The following is an 18,717-nucleotide window of genomic DNA, read 5'->3' as shown; positions in this document are numbered from 1 at the left end:
CAGCTTCGCCGTGCCGCTGCCGGCTGCCGGATGTAGCGGCGGTTCTGCAAAGGTCTAGTGTCCCATTCCCAGACCGCCATCTACAGGGATGACCGCGCCGGATATGTAGGCCGCCTCGTCACTGGCAATCCAGCGCACCACCTTGGCAACCTCCTCGGGGTCGGCAAAACGGCCGGCGGGAATGGTGGCCAGATATTTCTTCTGGGTTTCTTCCGGGAGCTCGGCGGTCATTTCGGTGTTGATGAAACCGGGCGCGACCACATTGGCGGTAATCCCCCGCGAGCCTAGTTCCCGGGTCAACGAACGGGCGATGCCAATCAATCCGGCTTTCGACGCCGAGTAGTTGATTTGCCCCGGCGCCCCGTACAGCCCTGACACAGAGGAAATCAACACCACACGGCCCTTGCGCTTCCGGATCATGCCGCGGGAGGCCCGCTTGATGACGCGGAACGCGCCGGTGAGATTGGTGTCGATCACCGAGCTGAAGTCGTCTTCGCTCATCCGCAGCAGCAGAGTGTCCTTGGTGATGCCGGCGTTGGCCACCAGCACTTCCACCGGCCCGTGGGCCGCTTCCACCAAGGTGAAAGCGGCGTCCAGGGAGGCCTCGTCAGTGACGTCGGCCTGCACCCCGAGAATGCCCGCCGGCAGTGCGGATTCGCTCCGATAGGTTACGGCTACCCGATCGCCATTGGCCAGGAAGGCCTTGGCAATGGCGAGTCCGATGCCCCGGTTTCCGCCCGTTATCAGGACGCTGCGACTTGGCGCCGGCTCAGTGGGTTTCGGCCCATGGGATTTCGGCTCTGTACGTACTGCAGTCATTCATTCCTCCGTGATCGTTCCCGCAATGAATCCTAGCTGTGACCGCGGAATTTCCGGAACTGCCCGGCGGTAAAGTGCGTCCTAAAGCACCCATAGGAGAGCGGCCGGCCGCGGGGGAACTTTGGTATGCGGCCCCTCTCGGTGCGAGAATGGGAGAGGCCCTTGGAGCGTGATGAGAAACAAAGCAGCACAACCGGCCGGTTACGCCGACGGCGCAGCCGGCCGCCCGGCAGGCGGTTCCCACACCGCTCCGGCCGATGTCCACAACATCACGGACGCGCGCACCGCCCATAGCGACGATATGCGACAGCGGATGTTCAGGTATGCGGTCGCGATGGGAATCCGGCTGGTTTGTCTTTTCCTGATTTTCATCCTCCCCGGCTGGTTCAAAATCATTGCCGTTGTCGGCGCCGTGGCCTTGCCGTGGTTCGCCGTGATCATCGCCAATGGGGGCAGCGACACCCTCAATGAGCACGCGGTGTCGTTGTTGGATCAGGCCCCGCTGGCCGAGCTGGAAGCCCCGGCCCAACAAGACCAAACCGGTGGGCCCTCGACGCCCGGCGACGGAGACTCGCCGCTTCTCCAAGGCGAAGTCATTCCACCTGCTCCCCCGGAACCCGAGGCGCCTAACGGCACCCCCGAGGATGGCGGGCACAGGCCATGAATCTGCTCGATATGCTCGGTGCATCCCCGGCTTCGCAGGAAACCATCTGCTCCCGGCGCGGCTGCCGCACCGCCGCCACGGCCCAGCTGTTGTGGAACAACCCGAAGATCCATCCGGCTGAACGGCGTAAGATCTGGCTGGCCTGTGACGAGCACCTCGAATGGCTGGAAGACTATTTACGTAACCGCGCTCTGTGGCGGGAGACGCTGCCGCTGCCCGGCGCATTGACAGATCCCGGGACGCATTCCGCAGCGGAAGCGGACGGATAAGAAAGGCCCATGTACAAGTTTCTTTTCACCGGCCGGTGGCTGGGCTACCTGCTGATCGCCGCCGTTTTCGCCAGCATCTGCGTCGGACTGGGGTTCTGGCAGCTCGACCGGCGAGCCGAAGTGCTCGCCGACATCGCGAAGATCACCAACAATTACTCCGCCGCGCCGATCGGCTACGACCAGGCAAAGCCGCTGTTCGGGAAACTCGACCCCGATAAGGAATGGTGCCAGGTCTCGCTGACCGGAAGTTATGACATCCCCGGCCAGCGGGTGGTCCGGAACCGGCCGCTGAACGGGCAGCCGGGCTATGAAGTGGTGGTGCCGCTGAAACTGACCACCGGCGAAACGGTCGTCATCGACCGCGGCTGGCTGCCGATCGGCAACAATGAGGGCGGACGCCCGGATGCGGTCCCGGAACCCGTGACCGGAACCGTGACCGTCGTCGCCCGCCTGCGCCCTGCCGAGCCGGCTCTGCAGCGCGGCGCCCTATCCGGGCAGCTTGCATCGATCGATCTGACCGCCTATGCGAAAGACCTTGGTTACCCACTGCTCACCGGTGCCTACGCGCAGATGGCACAGGAATCTCCAGCCGCAGCCACCGAGCCGGTCGGTTTCCCGATGCCGTCCATCGATGAAGGCCCGCACCTGAGCTATTCGATGCAGTGGTTCGCCTTCGGAATTCTCTTCTTTATTGGCTATGGTTACGCAGCCCGACAGCAGGCCCTGTTGGACAGATACACGGCAGAGCAGGAATCCGAGGACATGGCCGATTCCGAGCAGGCCTACGGCCGCGGATCCGCCTTTACCAAGCGCCGGCCGGTCCGGCCATCCACGCCCGGCCGCCGCGCCACCGCGGAGGAAGAAGAAGACGCGGTCCTCGACGCCCAGGGCTTCCAAGGCTCCTAGTGCTGCCCCACAAGGCTGCCACGGCACCGCATTTAGGCCAGCGTGATCAGATCGAGGTAGTCCTCATTCCAGTGATCCTCCACGCCGTCCGGGAGCAGCACGACACGCTCGGGATTCAGGGCCTCAACGGCGCCCTCATCGTGGCTGACCAGAACGACGGCGCCGCTGTAGTTGCGCAGCGCGCCGAGGATCTCTGCGCGGCTGGCAGGGTCAAGGTTGTTGGTCGGTTCGTCAAGGAGCAGCACATTGGCCGAGGACGCGACGATCGTGGCCAGGGCCAGACGGGTCTTCTCACCACCGGACAACACCCCAGCGGGCTTCTCCACATCGTCACCGGAGAACAGGAATGAACCGAGGATATTGCGGACTTCCGCGTCATCCATGTCCGGGGCCGAGCTGCGCATGTTCGCCAGCACCGTGCGGGAGGTGTCCAATGTGTCGTGCTCCTGGGCGTAATAGCCCACCTTGAGACCATGCCCGGCGATGACCTCACCGGTGTCCGGCTGGTCCACACCGGCCAGCATGCGCAACAACGTCGTCTTGCCGGCGCCGTTGAGGCCAAGAATGACGACCTTGGATCCCCTGTCGATGGCCAGATCCACATCGGTGAAAATTTCCAGTGAACCGTAGGACTTGCTGAGCCCTTCCGCCGTCAGCGGGGTCTTCCCGCAGGGCGACGGATCGGGGAACCGCAGGGCGGCAACCCGATCGTTCGCGCGCACTTCCTGCAGACCGCTGAGCAGGCGCTGGGCGCGCTTGGCCATGTTCTGCGCGGCGACGGCCTTGGAGGCCTTGGCCCGCATCTTGTTGGCCTGGTCCATCAGGACACCGGCCTTCTTCTCCGCGTTGGCCCGTTCGCGCTTGCGGGCGCGTTCGTCCGTTTCGCGCTGCTCCAGGTACTTCTTCCAGCCAAGGTTGTACTGGTCGATCGTGGCCCGGTTGGCATCCAGGTTGTAAACCTTATTGACCGTTGCTTCCAGCAGGTCGGTGTCGTGGCTGATCACAATCAGTCCACCCGCATGGTTTTTCAGGAATTCCCGCAGCCACGCGATGGAATCCGCGTCGAGGTGGTTGGTCGGCTCATCGAGCAGCATGGTCTGCGCGCCGGAAAACAGAATCCGTGCAAGTTCAACACGCCGGCGCTGCCCGCCGGAGAGGGTCTTCAGCGGCTGGTTGAGGAGCCGGTCCGGTAAGGCGAGGTTTGATGAAATGGAGGCGGCCTCAGCCTCTGCCGCGTAGCCGCCATTGCTGAGGAATTCGTGTTCAATCCGGTCATACCGGGCCATCGCCTTTTCCTGCACGGCGGCGTCTTCGCTGGCCATGTCCGCCTCGGTCTCCCGAAGCTTGGTGATCACGATATCCAGGTTGCGTGCCGAGAGTATGCGGTCGCGGGCCATCTGCTCCATATCAGGCGTCCGCGGATCCTGCGGCAGGTAACCGATTTCACCGCTGCGGGTCACCTTGCCGGCGGCCGGAAGGGCCTCCCCGGCCAGAACCTTTGTCAGTGTGGTCTTGCCCGCACCGTTGCGGCCGACCAGGCCGATCTTATCGCCCTTGTCGACTCGGAAGGACACTTCGTCCATGAGCAGTCGCGCTCCCGCACGTAACTCAAGGTCTTGGACGATAATCAAGGTAGTAGCCTTTCACAGAATGGATGCAGGCCCGGTCGAGGGCATAACAGAACAGATGCGGGCCGGGGGCCGGTAGGTCGGTGCCGCGTGAGTGAACGGACAGCCTCTCCAGTCTACCGACGTTGCGGGCGCCAGGCGGACGCTTTCGCCTGGACCCCGGCCGCAGGAGCCTTACCACTGCACATACTTTGTTCTTCGTTGGGAGAATTCGGCCCGGGTCGGTCATACTTGAACACTGTTCAAGTATGACAAGTATGACCGACCCGGGCAACCTAGTCGGCACCCGACGTGCCGCCGCAATGAAAGTAGAGCCATGACGGATCCAGCACCACACCAAAAGAGCGCGGAGGCTTGGGCTCCCCACCCGGAGACGGCCGGGCCACCACAGACACTCGCTGCGGCAGCCAACACCGCCCGCGCCCCCCTAAACCCGGCGCCCCTGCGACCGGCGTCCCAGAACCCGGGTCCCCTGCAACCGGCGCCGCAGAACCCGGCTCCGCTGAACTCCAGGACACCGAGCGTAAGCGCCCGTCCCCGCGCCGGCTGGAACGCAGCCGATCTGGCCCTGATTGCCGTTTTTTCCGCGCTGATGGCGGCTTCCATCTCCATCCCCGGCATCCCGGTGGGGCCGCTGGGGGTGCCGATCACCCTGCAAACGCTCGCCGTGGCGCTGTGCGGACTGGTGCTCGGGCTCGGTCGCGGCACAGCCGCCGTCGCCCTGTATGTTCTCCTTGGTCTCATCGGACTGCCGATCTTCAGCGGCTTCCGGGCCGGCCCTGCTATTCTGGCCGGTCCCTCGGCCGGGTACATTGTCGGCTTCATTCTCGGCGCAGCGGTGATCGGGGTTCTTAGCCCGTGGGCGCTGCGCCGCCGCGCAAAGCCGGCCTGGCTGTTCGGCGCCGCCTGCCTGGGCATGCTGGTCATCCACGCCAGCGGTGTTGTGGGATTTGTCACCAAAGGGATGGGGCTTTGGCCGGCCATCGTGGCGGATGCTGCCTACTTCCCCGGCGACATCATCAAGAACGTGCTGGCCGTGGCCATCGCACTGACCCTGCACCGGGCCTTCCCCGACATTCTGCTGCGCCGCCGCCGGTGAACCACGTAGCCCTTTGCGGGGCCGGCGTCAGTGTTGAAACCGCTGATGGCAACCTGCGGACGATCCTCAAACCCACCACCGTGGAGCTGACCGAGCAGCGGATCGCCGTGATCGGGGCCAACGGCTCGGGCAAGTCCACCCTGCTGCGCCTACTGAACTCACTGATGCTGCCCAGCTCCGGCACGGTCACCATCAACGGGCTCGATACCCGCACGCAGGGCAGGGCGGTGCGCCGGCAGGTCGGATTCGTTTTCACCGATCCGCTCTCCCAGTTGGTCATGCCAACCCCTTTGGAGGATATAGAACTCTCCCTGCGGCGCGTGCACAAGTCGGCGCCGGAGCGCCGGTCCGCGGCAGCAGGCGTGCTGGAGCAATACGGCCTGGGCGCGCTGGCGGCGAACAGTATTTACGAACTCTCCGGCGGTGAACGGCAGCTGGTGGCGCTGGCAACGGTCCTGGCCGTGCAGCCGAGACTGCTCGTCCTGGATGAGCCGTCCACGCTGCTGGATCTGCGCAACAGCCGATTGCTGCGTTCCCGGCTCGCCGCGCTGCCCCAGCAGCTCATTATGGCCACGCACGACCTTGAACTGGCGCAGGACTGCACCCGGGCATTGGTGGTCGACGACGGCGCAATTGTCTTTGACGGGCCCGCCGCCGACGCTGTGGCCCGGTACCGCAGGATGTACAACTGATGCCGATGGTGCCCCGCAGAAGGTCAGTGCACTGATGCGCGGTCATGCCCATCTGATCGCCGGCTACGTCCCCGGAACGTCATGGCTGCACCGGTCCCCGCTGTGGCTTAAGGCCGTCCTGCTCCTGATCGTCACCGTGCTCTGCTTTGCCACGGGGGATGTCTACGTCACGACGGCGGTCCTGGCCGCCGTCGTCGTGCTGCATTTTGTGGCCGGGCTGCCGCCGGGACGGCTCTGGCGGCCAGTGCGGTTGATGCTGGTCTTTTTGCTGCTGATCGGTGCCTACCAGTACTGGCAGTCGGGGCCGCTGACTGCCTGGCGCGTCGTTGCAGGTATCCTCGCCGCCGTGCTGGCCTCAAATGCGCTGACCGCAACGACAACGGTGGCCGCGCTGCTGGACGGATTGGTGAAGGCCGTACGGCCACTGCGCCGGTTCGGGGCCGATCCGGAACGATTCGCCCTGACGGTGTCCCTGATGCTGCGAAGTATTCCATTCATCATCGGCGCCTTCGATGACGTCCGTGACGCCGCCCGGGCGCGCGGGCTGGAGCGGAACCTGCGGGCCCGCACACTGCCGGTGCTGATCGGGACCGTCGCCTATGCCCGGGCGACGGGCGAGGCTCTGGCCGCGCGCGGTCTGGGCGACGCGGAAGACCGGCGCGTCGGCGGTGCAGGGGATTAGAGCGTTTCCCAGCGGAAGAGGGCTGAGATGCCCATTCCGCCTGCGATGCTGATCATGGCCAGGGCCAACTCGCCCTCCGGCCCGTGGCTCCCTGCCCGGCGCCGGGCCTGGGTGAAGAGCCTGGTCACGGACACCGCGCCCGATGCACCATAGGGATGACCCAGCGCCAGCGCCCCGCCCCCGGCGTTGATTCTGCCGGGGTCCAGTTCCAGCCGGTCCAGCACGGCGAGCACCTGCGAGGCGAACGCCTCATTGAACTCGATCAGCGGCACCGCATCGAGACTGCTGCCGCTCCGGCGCAACAGTTCCCGGGTGGAAGACTCCGCCCCGGCCCCCAGATAGGCCGGTTCGTTGCCGGTGACGGCACTATCCAGAAATACGAGCCCGGCCTGCGCCCCAAGCTCCCGTGCCCGGGCCCGGCTGGTCACGAGCACGGCGGCGGCACCGTCACTGAAAGGGCAGGAGTTTCCCGCAGTGACCGTCCCGCCGGGTACAAAGGCGGCCGGGAAGCGGGCCAGCATGGCCGCGGTCAGCGTCCGGCGCGGCCCCTGGTCCGCCGCGAGCTGGCTGAACGGCACCAGCTCGGCGGTAAACTCCCCTGCGTCCTGCGCCGCCAGTGCGAGCCGGTGGCTGCGCAGGGCATACTCGTCCTGGCGTTCCCGGCTGATCCCGTACCGGCCGGCCACGTTCTCGGCCGCCACGCCGACATCCGTGTCCCCCAGCCACGGTGGCGCGAACTGCGCCCGGTCGAAGAACTCCAGGGACCCGTCCGGCAGTCGGTGGGCACGTGCCGGCGCAGTGCTGATGCTCTCCACACCACCGGCCAGGTACGCCCGACCGGCCCCCGCGGCCACTAGCCTGGACGCCAGCACCACCGCCTCCAGCCCGGAGCCGCACTGCCGGTCCACGGTCAGACCGGGCACGTCCACGGGCAGGCCCGCGGTCAGGGCGGCGAGTCGGGCAACGTTGCCGCCGCCGCCGGTGGCGTTGCCGATGATGACGTCGGCCACACCGTTGCCCGGCAGCCGGCCGTCGGCCAACAGCGCCTGGAGCACCGGCGCCAACAAATCATGTGCCGGGACGTCCCGGTAGGCGCCACCCGCGCGTCCGATGGGTGTGCGGCGGGCGGCAATCACCACCGGCTGGTTATCTCCGCGCATATCAGTGCAGCCGCCGGACACGCGGGTCCCCCGCCACGATCCAGGCCGCGAGTATGCTGCGGCTGACTTTCCCGCCGGCGGTCAACGGCAGCTCGGTGAGGACAAAGTATCCGGAAGGCCGCTTGTACCCCACCAGTGCGGACTCCGCGGCGCGGCGCAAGGCGCCCGCGGTTCGAGCGTCAGCAGTTTTGGGGTCTGCTGGGGCGTCTGCACCGGCGCCACCGGGGCCCAGGACCGCCGCGACGATCCGGTGCCCCCGGTAACCGTCAGGCACCCCGGTGACGACGACGGTCGCGACCGCTGGCGACGACTGCAGCGCCAACTCGACCTCCTGCGGGTAGACATTGTGCCCGGACGTGACCATCATGTCTGAGCGCCGGCCAAGATAGTGCAAGGTTCCATCGGCGTCCAGAAAACCCTGGTCATGCACCGTGCACCATCGGCCGTCGCGGTGGAAGGCGCGGCCGTCGTCGCCCCACAGATATCCGCCGCTGACCAGCTCACTGTGCACATAGATATTTCCCGGCGAGCCCGCCAACTGCTCCTTGCCGGCGTCGTCCCGGATGCTCAGCCGGACGCCGGGAAAGGCGCGCCCGACTGCGGTAGGGGGCAGGCCGCCGTCGTCGGCGCTGTAGCTGTCGCCGGCGCTGTAGCTGTCCCTGGGGCTGTAGCTGGCCCGGCCACCGTCGCTGTAGCTGTCGCCGGCCCGGCCACCGCCGCGGGGGCTGTAGCTGTCCCGGCCGTTTTCGTTGTCCTCGTCCCGGGGCAGCAGCACCGCTGCGACGAAACCAAGCTCCGATGCGCCGAAATATTCATAGATAGCGGCCTTCGGTGCCCAGACCCGTGCGGCCGCCACGGTAACGGCGTCGAGCTTGGCCCCCGCGCTGATGATGCACGTAATACCTGACGCGGAGGTCCCCGCGGCGTTGGCGCGCTCCGCAATCATCCGCAGCATGGCGGGCACCACCACCAGGCGGGTGATGCTGTGCTCCCGGATGGCCTGGAATACCCCCGCTAGGTTGAAGGATGGCAGTGTGAAGAAGGGGGCGCCCGCATAGAGGCACTCCGAGAGGGCATAAAGATTCAGACTTGCCGAGAGCGGGCCCGGGGCGAGTGTCGCGTCCTGCCGGGTGAGCCGAAAGTACTCGGTGCTGCGCTCGAAGGACAGCTGCCAGGACCGGCGGCTGCGGATGAACCCCTTGGGCGTTCCGCTGGTTCCGGACGTGAGCCCGATCAGGAAGCCTGAGTCACCGGGCCCGTCGGCCAGATCATTGCCACCGGTGCTTCCGGCCGTTCCCATCAGCTGATGCACCGCCGAGCGCTGGGTTTCCGGCCAGCGGGGGTCCAGCACAGCGCAGCGTCGTTCCCCCGCGACCGCGGCCGCGAAACGTGCCACGAGGTCGAGGGAATTGGCGAGGCACAGCGCCGTCGTCCCCGCGGTGCCGGGCACCAGCGCCGCCGCTTGAGCGGCCAATTCGGCGTAGCTGAGGCGCTCAGTGCCCACGCCGACGGCGGTCAGGTCCGGTTGCTCCCGGGCCCAGCGTCGGAACTGATTGAGAAAAGGCATCGGGTTCAATCTTAGGTGATGGTGCGGTAGGCGTCCGTGTCAATGCCGGCGGTCGAGTGGCTGCGACCGGCTCCGCCCGGCCTCCAGACGATCAGCCGGCGAGCCCCACCGTCACGGGGTCTGAGGAGGATCGGTACGGAAATTCACGTTAGGGCGCATCGGTGCGGATTCCGGCGTTGGACGGTGAAATTTTTCGGATCTAGGGGTGGCTTACTGGTAGTGACCGCTATTCAAGTGGTCTGTATTCGTCCGATGTCTGGGTTCCGGTTGCGGAGCTATCTTCTGCCAGGGCTTCTATCTGCACGGCGATGCACTCATCACCGCCGGCGTGGCGGGCGGCAGCCAGTGTTGGCTCGTTGCCATCACCGGTACTCTCACCCCGGTCAGTTTGATTGCCGTTGGTGCCTGTCTCATTTCCAGGGTCGGCCGCGGATTTTGGTCTCGACATGGCCGATACTCGCCTGTCACATCGTCGCAGAGAACAGGATGGGTGGAATTGGCTCGTACTTTACCCATTACTTTCGCCGAAAAACTCGCATAGGTTTCGGTTATCTCATCGGTTCGGTTTGGGGGACGAAGATGTCTTTTTCTGTTGTGCGTGAACGCAATTCCATGCCTGCACGGGGCGATCACGTCCCCTCCAAGCGAGGCCCCCGGGGTCGATTCGTTGTCAGGAAGTCGTTGACCGGGGTGCTCACCCTGGGTCTCGTCCTCTCGGCGAGTGTGGGTTTTGCCTCCCCCTCATTCGCGGCGCTCCCAACCGGTGACCCCGCATCGATAGGGGTGTGGGATCCCGGCCCGGCGCAACGAGGCTGCCGATTGGTATCAGTGATCAGGTGTCCGGGTCGGTGGATGTCGGCACCGGGAATCTGATGCTCACGGTGAGGGCTCTTTCTCTGCCGGGAATCAGCGACGATACGGGTGTGGGGATGGTGTTCAATTCCCGCGCCGCCGACGTCCTCTCCTCCGGATCATTTTCGGCGTATGAGTATTCGGGGTGGAAACTCGCTCTTGGCGGTGCGGGCTGGTTGTCGACAACCCCGGCCCGGGGTTGTTCTACACTCCGGAGACGGCTACACGGCCTTGTTCACCCCGGTGGCCGGGTCATCGACGGCGTTCACGGCCCCGGCGGGGGTGAAGGCCGACCTGGTGAAAACGTCCGCCGGGTACAAGCTGACGTCGCGGACGACGGCGCAGGTCATCATCCTGGACGCGGACGGCAAACCGACCTCGGTGGCGGACCGGAACGGGAACACCACGACTATCGCCGACACCGGCACAACCCCGACCTCGGTGCAGTCGTCGAAGGGTGTGGATGGGGCGAGGGCGGCGTCACTGACCTACGTCCCGGAAACCGGGCTGCTGAACGGGGTCACTCAGACCAGTGCCGGAACAACCCGGACCACGACTGTTAGCGGCAACTCTAAACTGTCCGCAGACGGCAATTTGGATTGACCGTTCGCGGCAGTGGTTTTGACCATTGGCTGCAAGTAGTTTTGAACAGCCGCCGGCGGCTCGTGCCGGCTGTGTGTGCTGGGATTCCCTTGTCCATCCCTCGTGTCGCTACGGGGAGAGCCCCTTCCTTCCGGGTGAAATGACGATGCCAATCGTTTCGATTTCACCCTCAAGGGGAAGGAAGGGGCTTGTTGTGAAGTCTCCAGGAGAGTTCATGGAAATTTTAGCTGCTTATGATTTGACCCCGTCATTCTGGGATGCCGCCGTCGTCTGCGGGGTTTCCCATAACACGGTCCGCTCCTATGTGAAGGCCCGCGACGAGGGCCGGCAGGCCCCGATCGCCCGCCAGCGCGGCCGCATCACCGACCCGTTCCTGCCGCAGATGAAGTCCTGGGTGCAGCAGTCCCGCGGCAAGATCCGCGGCGACGTCGTGCATGAGAAAATCGTTGCCCTCGGATACGGCGGTTCGATCCGCACCCCCGCTACGTGCTCTCCGGGTTGAAGTCCGAATACCAGGCCCAGAACACCCGTGTTCACCGGCCTTGGACTGTAGAGCCGGGCCTGTGGCTCCAATGGGACTACGGAGACGGTCACGTCGTGGACGGCGTGAAGACCGAAGGTTATCCAGATCCGCGACGTCCCCGACGAAGTACATCGTTCTTTGGCCGCGGCCGCAGCGGAACAAGGTCTATCCCTGACGAAGTACGCGCTGCTTGAACTTGAACATGCGGCCACACGAGCTCGAGTTATCCGATAATGCCGCCATCATCCGCGAAACACAGGCAAAATTCCGGGGCGGGGCCAGCAGTGATGCCATACACGCAGCGTTGCGCGAGGGCCGCGGCGAGTGAATGTTGTCGACGCCAGCGCCGTTATCGAGCTGATGCCAACAATCTCGATCGGATCGGCTCGGAGACGATGAGCTCGCAGCGCCGCATCTTATTGACAGCGAGGCGACCAACGTTCTTCGACGCCTCCTGCTTTCCGGCACGCTGACCGAAAAGCAGGGTGCGCTGGCGGGTTTTGTCGGCCTGACTTTACGAAGGTTTCCCGCAAAATTTCTGCGGCCAAGGATGTGGGAACTGCGCCATCATTTGAGCGCCTACGATGCTACGTATGTGGCACTGACTGAGATGGTCGGTGCAACCGCAATTTTTGACAACTGATGCACGACTGGCCGACGCCGCCGGTTTGAGATGGGTGGTCCGGGTTCTGTGAGATGGGTGGTCCGGGTTCTGTGACCCGGTGAGGCTTGGGCAGCAAAAAACCGCCGCCTGCCGGAACGATTAACGTCCCGCAGGCGGCGGTTTCCTGGTCCCGAAAGCCGGTCAGATGTTGAAGCCCAGGGCCCGCATTTGGTCACGGCCGTCGTCGGTGATCTTTTCCGGACCCCACGGCGGCATCCAGACCCAGTTGATCCGCCATTCGTCGACCAGGTCGCTGACGGAGTTCTCCACCTGTTCTTCGATGACATCCTGCAGCGGGCACGCCGCCGTCGTCAACGTCATATCGAGCAGCAGCGCGCCGTCGTCGGCATACCGCAGGCCGTAAAGCAGCCCCAGGTCCACCACATTGACGCCGAGCTCGGGATCGATAACGTCCTTGAGAGCCTCTTCGATGTCCTCAAGGTTCGTCTGCGCCGGATTGGCGGGAGTGGTATCGGTCTCAGTCATGATTCCTTCTCGGTTCGGATCCTCAGGAGGGGTTTCAGGCCTGCGCGGCGGCTGGGAGGAAACGATCGTAACCCTCGGCCTCGAGACGGTCGGCCAGCTCCGGCCCACCCTGCTCGGCGATGCTGCCGTCGACAAACACATGGACGAAGTCCGGCTTGATGTACCGCAGGATTCGCGTGTAGTGCGTGATCAGGAGCGTGCCCATGGTGCCGTCCTCGTTGGCGCGCATAACGCCCTCGGAGACAACCTTAAGAGCATCCACGTCGAGTCCGGAGTCCGTCTCGTCCAGGATGGCGAACTTGGGCTTGAACAGCTCCAGCTGCAGAATTTCGTGCCGCTTCTTTTCTCCGCCCGAGAAGCCTTCGTTGACGTTGCGCGAGGCGAACTCGGGCTCGATCCGCAGCTGGGCCATGGCCGCCTTTACGTCCTTGGTCCAGGTGCGCAGCCTCGGTGCTTCGCCGTCGATGGCGGTCTTGGCGGTGCGCAGGAAGTTCGTCACCGTGACGCCGGGGATCTCGACCGGGTACTGCATGGCCAGGAAAAGACCGGCCCGAGCCCGTTTGTCCACGCTCATGGCCAGGACATCTTCGCCGTCGAGCGTGATGGAACCGCTGTCAACCTTGTAGCGCGGGTGTCCTGCAATGGTCGAAGCCAAGGTGGATTTACCGGAGCCGTTCGGGCCCATGATGGCGTGCGTTTCGCCCGAATTGATGGCCAGGCTGACACCCTTGAGGATCGGCTTGTTGCCCTGCTCGGTGTCAATGCTGACGTGCAGGTCCTTGATTTCCAGAGTAGACATACTCTATTTTCTCCTTGTTTAAGCTTCGAGTTCCGGGGCCGCAACCCCGTTAAGAATGTTTTTCACGTCCACGTACACATCCGGGCCGTCCACGGTCAGGTCGAAGACCGGTACCGGCTCGTAGGCCGGTAAGGTCAGCGGCTCACCGGTGCGCAGGTCGAACGAGCTTCCATGCGCCCAGCATTCGATTGTCCGGCCCTCGACGTCGCCCTCGCTGAGGGAAATTTCCCCGTGCGAGCAGGCATCGCCGATGGCGTAAAGGTTGCCTTCGGAGTCCTTCACCACGGCCACCGCGTAACCGTCAATTTCAACGCGCAGCGCCCTCTTGAGGCCCACCTCGTCGACCGTGCAGACGAACTGACCCGCGGGCCGCTCAGCTTCCGAAGGTGCGCTCATTAGAGTGCGCCGGCCTTGAGCTCACGCTCAACCGCATCGCGGAGGCGTTCCTCAAGGGCGGGCACCTTGATCTGCTGGATGATTTCGTTAAGGAAACCGCGGACCACCAGGCGGCGGGCCACATCCTCGGGGATGCCGCGCGCCTGCAGGTAGAACAGCTGCTCGTCGTCGAACCGTCCGGTGGCGCTGGCATGGCCCGCGCCCAGAATCAGCCCCGTCTCAATCTCCAGGTTTGGCACCGAATCGGCGCGCGCGCCCTGGGTGAGAATCAGATTGCGGTTCATCTCGTAGGTGTCAGTACCTTCGGCTTCCTTGCGGATCAGGACGTCACCGACCCACACGGAGTGCGCGTTCTTGCCCTGCAGTGCACCCTTGTACGTGACGCGGGACTTGCAGTTCGGAACGGCGTGGTCCACAAAGATCCGCTGCTCGAAGTGCTGTCCGGCGTCGGCAAAATACAGACCGTACATTTCTACATCGCCGCCCGGACCGCTGAAACGCGCCGAGGGGTTGATCCGGACCAGGTCTCCGCCAAGGTTTACCACCACATGCTTAAGTTTTGCGTCACGGCCGATTTTCATCTGCTGCGAGCTGGCATGCACGGCGCCGTCGGCCCAGTCCTGAATGCTGACCACGGTCAGCTGCGCGCCGTCCTCAACCAGGATTTCCACATTTTCCGAAACCACGGCTGAGCCGCGGTGATCGAGAACGACGACGGCGGCGGAGTTGGCTTGGGCGTGCACGAAGAGATGGCTGGCTGCCGGGGCCTCCCCCACCCCCGTGAGGGTGACGGTGGTGACGTGATCCTCGGCGGTGCCCGCGAAGTCCGCCGGAACGGTGATGACAGTGGCCTCGGTGAAAGCACCCCAGGCGGCCGCGGACACACGATCATCCGGGATACCCGCGGAACCTATGCGAGCGTCGCCGCGGGCCACAGCTTCGACCGTCACGGCGTCCGGCTTCTGGATGCTCAGCCCGGGCGCGGCACCGTCAAGTGCCACCTTATCGAGACCCCGCAGCCGCTTGAGCGGGGTGAACCGCCAGTCCTCTTCACGACCGGTAATGGCCGCGAAATCAGCCGCGTTGTAAGAGGTCAGCCGGCCGGCACGTGAACTGTCCGGGATGCCGGCGCCCGCGCCATGGCTGTGCGACTTGGCGGCCGCACCGCCCAGCGGGGAGTAAACCGGGTTGATTTCGGAGAGCTGCTCGCCCTCCTCGTTCATGCCGGCTATACGCCGCACGTTGCTGGCCGCCTGGGCTTCCGCTGAGGGAGCGCCTATGCGGGCCTTTTCGGCTGATTCGGCAGTTCCTGCCACTGTTTCCTTGGTGAGTTCAGCGTTGGTCATTAACCCACGGCTCCTTCCATTTGGAGTTCGATCAGGCGGTTGAGCTCTAGGGCGTATTCCATCGGGAGCTCGCGCGCAATCGGCTCAATGAAGCCGCGCACGATCATCGCCATGGCCTCGTCCTCCGGCATGCCGCGGGACATCAGGTAGAAGAGCTGTTCTTCGCTGACCCGCGAGACCGTGGCCTCGTGCCCCATCGAGACGTCGTCTTCGCGGACGTCAACGTAGGGGTACGTGTCGGAACGCGAAATGGTGTCCACCAGCAACGCGTCGCAACGAACGGTGTTGGCGGAGTGGGTCGCGCCCTCACGGATCTGGACCAGACCGCGGTAGGCCGACCGGCCGCCACCGCGCGCAACCGACTTGGAAATGATGGAGGACTTGGTATTCGGCGCGATGTGCACCATCTTTGACCCGGTGTCCTGGTGCTGGCCCTCGCCGGCAAACGCAACCGAAAGGGTTTCACCCTTGGCGTGCTCGCCCACCAGATATACCGCCGGGTACTTCATGGTCACCTTGGAGCCAATATTGCCGTCAACCCACTCCATGGTGGCGCCCTCATGTGCAATAGCGCGCTTTGTGACCAGGTTGTACACGTTGTTCGACCAGTTCTGGATGGTGGTGTAGCGGACCCGGGCGCCCTTCTTCACGACGATTTCAACCACGGCGGAGTGCAGCGAATCCGAGGTGTAGATCGGGGCGGTACAGCCCTCGATGTAGTGAACGTAGCTGTCCTCATCCGCGATGATCAGGGTGCGCTCAAACTGACCCATGTTTTCCGTGTTGATCCGGAAGTAGGCCTGCAGCGGGATCTCCACGTGGACACCCTTGGGCACGTAGACAAAGGAACCGCCGGACCAGGCGGCGGTGTTCAGCGAGGCGAACTTGTTATCGCCCACCGGAATGATGGTGCCGAAGTACTCCCGCATGATGTCCGGGTGTTCCTTCAACGCGGTATCGGTGTCGAGGAAGATCACGCCCTGTCGTTCCAGATCTTCACGGAGCTGATGGTAGACCACCTCGGATTCATACTGGGCTGCGACGCCGGAGACCAGCCGGCTGCGTTCGGCTTCCGGGATGCCGAGCTTTTCGTAGGTGTTCCGGATGTCTTCCGGGAGGTCCTCCCACGATTTGGCCTGCGACTCGGTGGAGCGGACAAAGTATTTGATGTTATCGAAGTCAATGCCCGAGAGGTCAGCCCCCCAGGTCGGCATGGGCTTGCGGTCAAAATACTTCAGACCCTTCAGGCGCAGGTCCAGCATCCACTCCGGCTCACCCTTTTTGGCCGAGATGTCCCGGACCACGTCCTCGTCAATGCCGCGTCGGGCGTTGTCGCTGACTTCGTTCTTGTCCGACCAGCCGAACGCATAGGTGCCAATGCCCTCAAGCTCCGGGTTCTTTTCCAGGATGTGCGAAATGGTGGTGTCCTCGACAGCACTCTTTCCGCCTACGTCCTGCGCTAATTGATCCGTCATCATGGCCTTTCTTGCTGATGGTTGGATACTTCCGTTACCGGGCCGGGAGTATCGCGTTCCTTGGTGGTCCGCACCACGATCCGGCCCGTTGGTATGTGGGTTGTACAGACATGGCCGCCGCCCGCCAGAGTGGATAGCCTGCGCACATCCACTCCCAGGAGCCGGGAAAATACTTCGGTTTCCGCCTCGCAGAACTGCGGGAATTCGGCGGCGAGTTCTTGTATCGGGCAGTGTCCCTGGCAAAGCTGCTGGGCGGACAGCGCCGAAGCGCCGTGAATGGTGGCCGACGACGCCACGAAACCGTCGCCGCTGAGCGCGCCGGCCAGGGCGCGCGAGCGTTCTGCGACGTCCTGTCCAGCTGCATCCACCACCGGCAGGTACCGCTGCTCCATGCCCGCGAAGCGCGCCGCGGCGAAGTCCTTAACAGCCGCTGCGCCGCCTACGGCGGAGAGCTGCGCCAGCGCCGTGCGGGCAATTTCCAGATAATCGTCTCCGAGTTCACTCTGGCCGCGTTTGGAAAGCACGTACCGGCGCGCCGGGCGGCCCGCCCCGGTCTTCGCATGGCTCGTCAGCTTCACTTCGATGACACCGTTTTTGGACAGCATGTCCAGATGACGCCGGACAGCCGCCGGGGTCAGCCCCAGCACGGTGCCAAGCTGGACCGCGCTCACCGGCCCGCGCTCCAGTACTGCTGCCAGTACGCGGTCGCGCGTACGCTCGTCACTTTCCGGCGCGCCAGTAACCATGCGCTCCGCCGTGCCGTTCGACGTCGGACTAGCCGGTGTGCCGCGGTCCTGTTCCGGTAGCGGCTGGCCGGGGCGTGTCCTGCCTGCGTGTGTCTTGTCTGCGCCGGCCGGCATTGCCGCTGCGCGGCCTGCCTGCACGGTCGGCCGCGGGGCGAACAGCTGGATGGACGACCCTTTCATAGGCATACCTCCGCTTCCTGCTGGGTTCCGATCACACAATACACAACATAACCATGACCTAATTTAGTCCCGTTGACCAGTAAGGTAAACCTACCCCTGCCCCCATCCGATGCCGGGTGCGAGGCGCACCGGTGGCCAGAGGCTAACTTATCCCTGCCCGGACCCAATGCCCGGCGCGGGGCGTGCTGACCGCGGGCTTGGCTGCTGCCGGCCGCTCCCGTCACACGGTCAGCCCGCTGCGCCCGTCAAAAATGCCTTCAATGTCGGCCCTCCTGAGACCGACCCGTAGTCGCCATCTTCGACGAAGACGGCGACGGCAAGATCTCCCTGCGCGGCGATGATCCAGGCGTGTGTCTTCAGTGGCAGCTCTGTGCCGTATTCCGCCGTGCCCGTCTTCGCCAGTACCGGTCCGCCCGGAACGTCTGCGAGGAATCCGGCATGGCCGCTGATGACCACGGCCCGCATCATGTCGGCTGCCTTCGAAGTGGGTCCCGCCAACGTCGGTGCGTGAGCAGTCGGTGCGGGAGCAGTCGGTGCCTGAGCAGCCGGTGACGGAGCAGCCTGTGCCTTGGGAGAGGCGGTCCCGGAGCCGCCGGGCGCGGGCAGCACCAGCCGGGGCGAGACCAGTCCGCCGTGCACCACCGAAGCGGCCACAGTGGCAATGGACGGCGGAGACACCAGCACCTTGCCCTGACCGATCATGAACGCGGCGTGCTCGGTTCCGACAGCCGACGCGGGCACCGTGCCGAAGAACGCCGGTGCTCCCAACTGCTGGTCGTCAACGCTGATGCCCAACGACGCAGCGGCCGACGCAAGATCGTCCTGCGGCACGGCTGCCTGCTGGGAAATGAACGCCGTGTTGTCATAGCCGTTGCTGCCGGGGCCGCTGGCCGCCGCGACGACGCCGCCGTTAGAGGGCCGGATCGCCACGATAGCGGCGGCGCCAGCCTGGTCCGCGAGAACCGACTCCGCAAGATTCTGCAGCTTCACGTTCAGCGTCGTCACGACCGGCGTGCCCGCCTTCGGCTCGGCGCTGAAAAGAGCCTGCGGCGCCGACGTCTGCTGTGGATCGGCGCCAGTAGCAGGCCCGGGCCCGGAGCCGCCGGCCGGGGCCGGAACGCGGCTCACCGTGATCCCCGGCGTGCAGCTGAGTTGGCCGTT

Annotated in this window: 20 protein-coding genes; 9 read left to right on the top strand and 11 right to left on the bottom strand. The window is 64.8% G+C overall.

What is annotated here, in order from left to right:
- Positions 1-54: 54 nt before the first annotated feature.
- Positions 55-819 (bottom strand): beta-ketoacyl-ACP reductase, encoded by a 765-nt coding sequence (locus tag ACLLJI_RS09900; RefSeq protein WP_283560569.1) that lies wholly within the window; start codon positions 817-819, stop codon positions 55-57.
- 172 nt (positions 820-991) lie between these two features.
- On the opposite strand from ACLLJI_RS09900, the gene ACLLJI_RS09895 reads away from it, so the two are divergent.
- The 3 genes from ACLLJI_RS09895 to ACLLJI_RS09885 are packed head-to-tail and all read left to right on the top strand — an operon-like array spanning position 992 to position 2,658.
- Positions 992-1,483, top strand: a complete 492-nt coding sequence (locus tag ACLLJI_RS09895; RefSeq protein WP_434620909.1) for a DUF3099 domain-containing protein — start codon at positions 992-994, stop codon at positions 1,481-1,483.
- A complete protein-coding gene (locus ACLLJI_RS09890; RefSeq protein ID WP_283560567.1) occupies positions 1,480-1,752 on the top strand; it encodes a hypothetical protein in 273 nt (90 codons plus the stop codon). The genes ACLLJI_RS09895 and ACLLJI_RS09890 overlap by 4 nt, the downstream gene beginning before the upstream one ends.
- Positions 1,753-1,761: 9 nt before the next feature.
- Positions 1,762-2,658: an SURF1 family cytochrome oxidase biogenesis protein gene (locus ACLLJI_RS09885; RefSeq protein ID WP_434620905.1), complete on the top strand. Its 897-nt coding sequence runs from the start codon at positions 1,762-1,764 to the stop codon at positions 2,656-2,658.
- A 32-nt stretch (positions 2,659-2,690) separates the two neighbouring features.
- Here ACLLJI_RS09885 and ACLLJI_RS09880 read toward each other — a convergent pair whose 3' ends face one another.
- Positions 2,691-4,289: an ABC-F family ATP-binding cassette domain-containing protein gene (locus tag ACLLJI_RS09880; protein WP_283560565.1), complete on the bottom strand. Its 1,599-nt coding sequence runs from the start codon at positions 4,287-4,289 to the stop codon at positions 2,691-2,693.
- Positions 4,290-4,602: 313 nt separating this feature from the next.
- Between ACLLJI_RS09880 and ACLLJI_RS09875 the strand changes: the two genes are divergently transcribed.
- Genes ACLLJI_RS09875 through ACLLJI_RS09865 form a run of 3 tightly spaced genes read left to right on the top strand, consistent with a single transcriptional unit; the run spans position 4,603 to position 6,759 of the window.
- Entirely contained in the window at positions 4,603-5,385 is a 783-nt protein-coding gene (locus ACLLJI_RS09875) for a biotin transporter BioY (protein WP_434620901.1), read from the top strand.
- Positions 5,382-6,077, top strand: a complete 696-nt coding sequence (locus ACLLJI_RS09870) for an energy-coupling factor ABC transporter ATP-binding protein (RefSeq protein ID WP_434620898.1) — start codon at positions 5,382-5,384, stop codon at positions 6,075-6,077. The genes ACLLJI_RS09875 and ACLLJI_RS09870 overlap by 4 nt, the downstream gene beginning before the upstream one ends.
- Positions 6,078-6,111: 34 nt before the next feature.
- The gene (locus ACLLJI_RS09865) at positions 6,112-6,759 is read left to right on the top strand and encodes an energy-coupling factor transporter transmembrane component T family protein (RefSeq protein ID WP_283560562.1); all 648 of its coding nucleotides are present in this window, start codon (positions 6,112-6,114) and stop codon (positions 6,757-6,759) included.
- Here the strand turns inward: ACLLJI_RS09865 and ACLLJI_RS09860 are convergent.
- Together ACLLJI_RS09860 and ACLLJI_RS09855 are read right to left on the bottom strand one after the other, a co-directional pair.
- Positions 6,756-7,919: a thiolase family protein gene (locus ACLLJI_RS09860; RefSeq protein WP_434620894.1), complete on the bottom strand. Its 1,164-nt coding sequence runs from the start codon at positions 7,917-7,919 to the stop codon at positions 6,756-6,758. The two genes, ACLLJI_RS09865 and ACLLJI_RS09860, sit on opposite strands and share 4 nt — an antisense overlap.
- Before the next feature lies 1 nt (position 7,920).
- The gene (locus tag ACLLJI_RS09855) at positions 7,921-9,486 is read right to left on the bottom strand and encodes a class I adenylate-forming enzyme family protein (RefSeq protein ID WP_434620891.1); all 1,566 of its coding nucleotides are present in this window, start codon (positions 9,484-9,486) and stop codon (positions 7,921-7,923) included.
- 1,083 nt (positions 9,487-10,569) lie between these two features.
- Here ACLLJI_RS09855 and ACLLJI_RS09850 point away from each other — a divergent pair.
- From ACLLJI_RS09850 to ACLLJI_RS09840, 3 genes are all read left to right on the top strand, one after another.
- On the top strand, positions 10,570-10,941 hold the full coding sequence (locus ACLLJI_RS09850) for a hypothetical protein (protein ID WP_434620888.1): 372 nt from the start codon (positions 10,570-10,572) through the stop codon (positions 10,939-10,941).
- A gap of 214 nt (positions 10,942-11,155) precedes the next feature.
- Positions 11,156-11,443 carry a hypothetical protein gene (locus ACLLJI_RS09845; protein ID WP_434620885.1) on the top strand — a complete coding sequence of 96 codons (288 nt, stop codon included), beginning with the start codon at positions 11,156-11,158 and terminating at the stop codon, positions 11,441-11,443.
- Positions 11,444-11,602: 159 nt separating this feature from the next.
- A complete protein-coding gene (locus tag ACLLJI_RS09840; RefSeq protein ID WP_434620882.1) occupies positions 11,603-11,698 on the top strand; it encodes a hypothetical protein in 96 nt (31 codons plus the stop codon).
- 571 nt (positions 11,699-12,269) lie between these two features.
- Here ACLLJI_RS09840 and ACLLJI_RS09835 read toward each other — a convergent pair.
- From ACLLJI_RS09835 to ACLLJI_RS09805, 7 genes are all read right to left on the bottom strand, one after another.
- On the bottom strand, positions 12,270-12,614 hold the full coding sequence (locus ACLLJI_RS09835; protein WP_283561691.1) for a metal-sulfur cluster assembly factor: 345 nt from the start codon (positions 12,612-12,614) through the stop codon (positions 12,270-12,272).
- Positions 12,615-12,648: 34 nt separating this feature from the next.
- On the bottom strand, positions 12,649-13,413 hold the full coding sequence (gene sufC / locus ACLLJI_RS09830; RefSeq protein ID WP_283561692.1) for a Fe-S cluster assembly ATPase SufC: 765 nt from the start codon (positions 13,411-13,413) through the stop codon (positions 12,649-12,651).
- An 18-nt stretch (positions 13,414-13,431) separates the two neighbouring features.
- The gene (locus ACLLJI_RS09825) at positions 13,432-13,809 is read right to left on the bottom strand and encodes a non-heme iron oxygenase ferredoxin subunit (protein ID WP_283561693.1); all 378 of its coding nucleotides are present in this window, start codon (positions 13,807-13,809) and stop codon (positions 13,432-13,434) included.
- Positions 13,809-15,155: a Fe-S cluster assembly protein SufD gene (gene sufD / locus ACLLJI_RS09820; RefSeq protein WP_434620877.1), complete on the bottom strand. Its 1,347-nt coding sequence runs from the start codon at positions 15,153-15,155 to the stop codon at positions 13,809-13,811. The genes ACLLJI_RS09825 and sufD overlap by 1 nt, the downstream gene beginning before the upstream one ends.
- Entirely contained in the window at positions 15,155-16,630 is a 1,476-nt protein-coding gene (gene sufB, locus ACLLJI_RS09815) for a Fe-S cluster assembly protein SufB (RefSeq protein WP_283561695.1), read from the bottom strand. Before sufB ends, sufD begins: the two co-directional genes overlap by 1 nt.
- Positions 16,630-17,376, bottom strand: coding sequence for a helix-turn-helix transcriptional regulator (locus tag ACLLJI_RS09810; protein ID WP_434621391.1), 747 nt, complete (start codon positions 17,374-17,376; stop codon positions 16,630-16,632). Before ACLLJI_RS09810 ends, sufB begins: the two co-directional genes overlap by 1 nt.
- A 408-nt stretch (positions 17,377-17,784) precedes the next feature.
- Positions 17,785-18,684 (bottom strand): penicillin-binding transpeptidase domain-containing protein, encoded by a 900-nt coding sequence (locus tag ACLLJI_RS09805; protein ID WP_434620874.1) that lies wholly within the window; start codon positions 18,682-18,684, stop codon positions 17,785-17,787.
- Between the last annotated feature and the right edge of the window lie 33 nt (positions 18,685-18,717).

This window comes from Arthrobacter sp. A5 (genome assembly GCF_051131705.1).
GTDB lineage: Bacteria > Actinomycetota > Actinomycetes > Actinomycetales > Micrococcaceae > Arthrobacter_M.
The sequence above is the reverse complement of the archived record's forward strand: the minus strand, read 5'-3'. Positions and strand labels throughout refer to the sequence as shown.

Excerpts from the sequence above, each read along its gene's own strand:
- ACLLJI_RS09900 (WP_283560569.1), bottom strand. The coding sequence starts at position 819 with ATGACTGCAGTACGTACAGAGCCGAAATCCCATGGGCCGAAACCCACT.
- ACLLJI_RS09885 (WP_434620905.1), top strand. The coding sequence starts at position 1,762 with ATGTACAAGTTTCTTTTCACCGGCCGGTGGCTGGGCTACCTGCTGATC.
- ACLLJI_RS09810 (WP_434621391.1), bottom strand. The coding sequence starts at position 17,376 with ATGGTTACTGGCGCGCCGGAAAGTGACGAGCGTACGCGCGACCGCGTA.
- sufB (WP_283561695.1), bottom strand. The coding sequence starts at position 16,630 with ATGACGGATCAATTAGCGCAGGACGTAGGCGGAAAGAGTGCTGTCGAG.
- ACLLJI_RS09895 (WP_434620909.1), top strand. The coding sequence starts at position 992 with ATGAGAAACAAAGCAGCACAACCGGCCGGTTACGCCGACGGCGCAGCC.
- ACLLJI_RS09835 (WP_283561691.1), bottom strand. The coding sequence starts at position 12,614 with ATGACTGAGACCGATACCACTCCCGCCAATCCGGCGCAGACGAACCTT.
- ACLLJI_RS09855 (WP_434620891.1), bottom strand. The coding sequence starts at position 9,486 with ATGCCTTTTCTCAATCAGTTCCGACGCTGGGCCCGGGAGCAACCGGAC.
- ACLLJI_RS09890 (WP_283560567.1), top strand. The coding sequence starts at position 1,480 with ATGAATCTGCTCGATATGCTCGGTGCATCCCCGGCTTCGCAGGAAACC.
- ACLLJI_RS09845 (WP_434620885.1), top strand. The coding sequence starts at position 11,156 with ATGGAAATTTTAGCTGCTTATGATTTGACCCCGTCATTCTGGGATGCC.
- ACLLJI_RS09860 (WP_434620894.1), bottom strand. The coding sequence starts at position 7,919 with ATGCGCGGAGATAACCAGCCGGTGGTGATTGCCGCCCGCCGCACACCC.
- ACLLJI_RS09875 (WP_434620901.1), top strand. The coding sequence starts at position 4,603 with ATGACGGATCCAGCACCACACCAAAAGAGCGCGGAGGCTTGGGCTCCC.
- sufC (WP_283561692.1), bottom strand. The coding sequence starts at position 13,413 with ATGTCTACTCTGGAAATCAAGGACCTGCACGTCAGCATTGACACCGAG.
- sufD (WP_434620877.1), bottom strand. The coding sequence starts at position 15,155 with ATGACCAACGCTGAACTCACCAAGGAAACAGTGGCAGGAACTGCCGAA.
- ACLLJI_RS09825 (WP_283561693.1), bottom strand. The coding sequence starts at position 13,809 with ATGAGCGCACCTTCGGAAGCTGAGCGGCCCGCGGGTCAGTTCGTCTGC.
- ACLLJI_RS09865 (WP_283560562.1), top strand. The coding sequence starts at position 6,112 with ATGCGCGGTCATGCCCATCTGATCGCCGGCTACGTCCCCGGAACGTCA.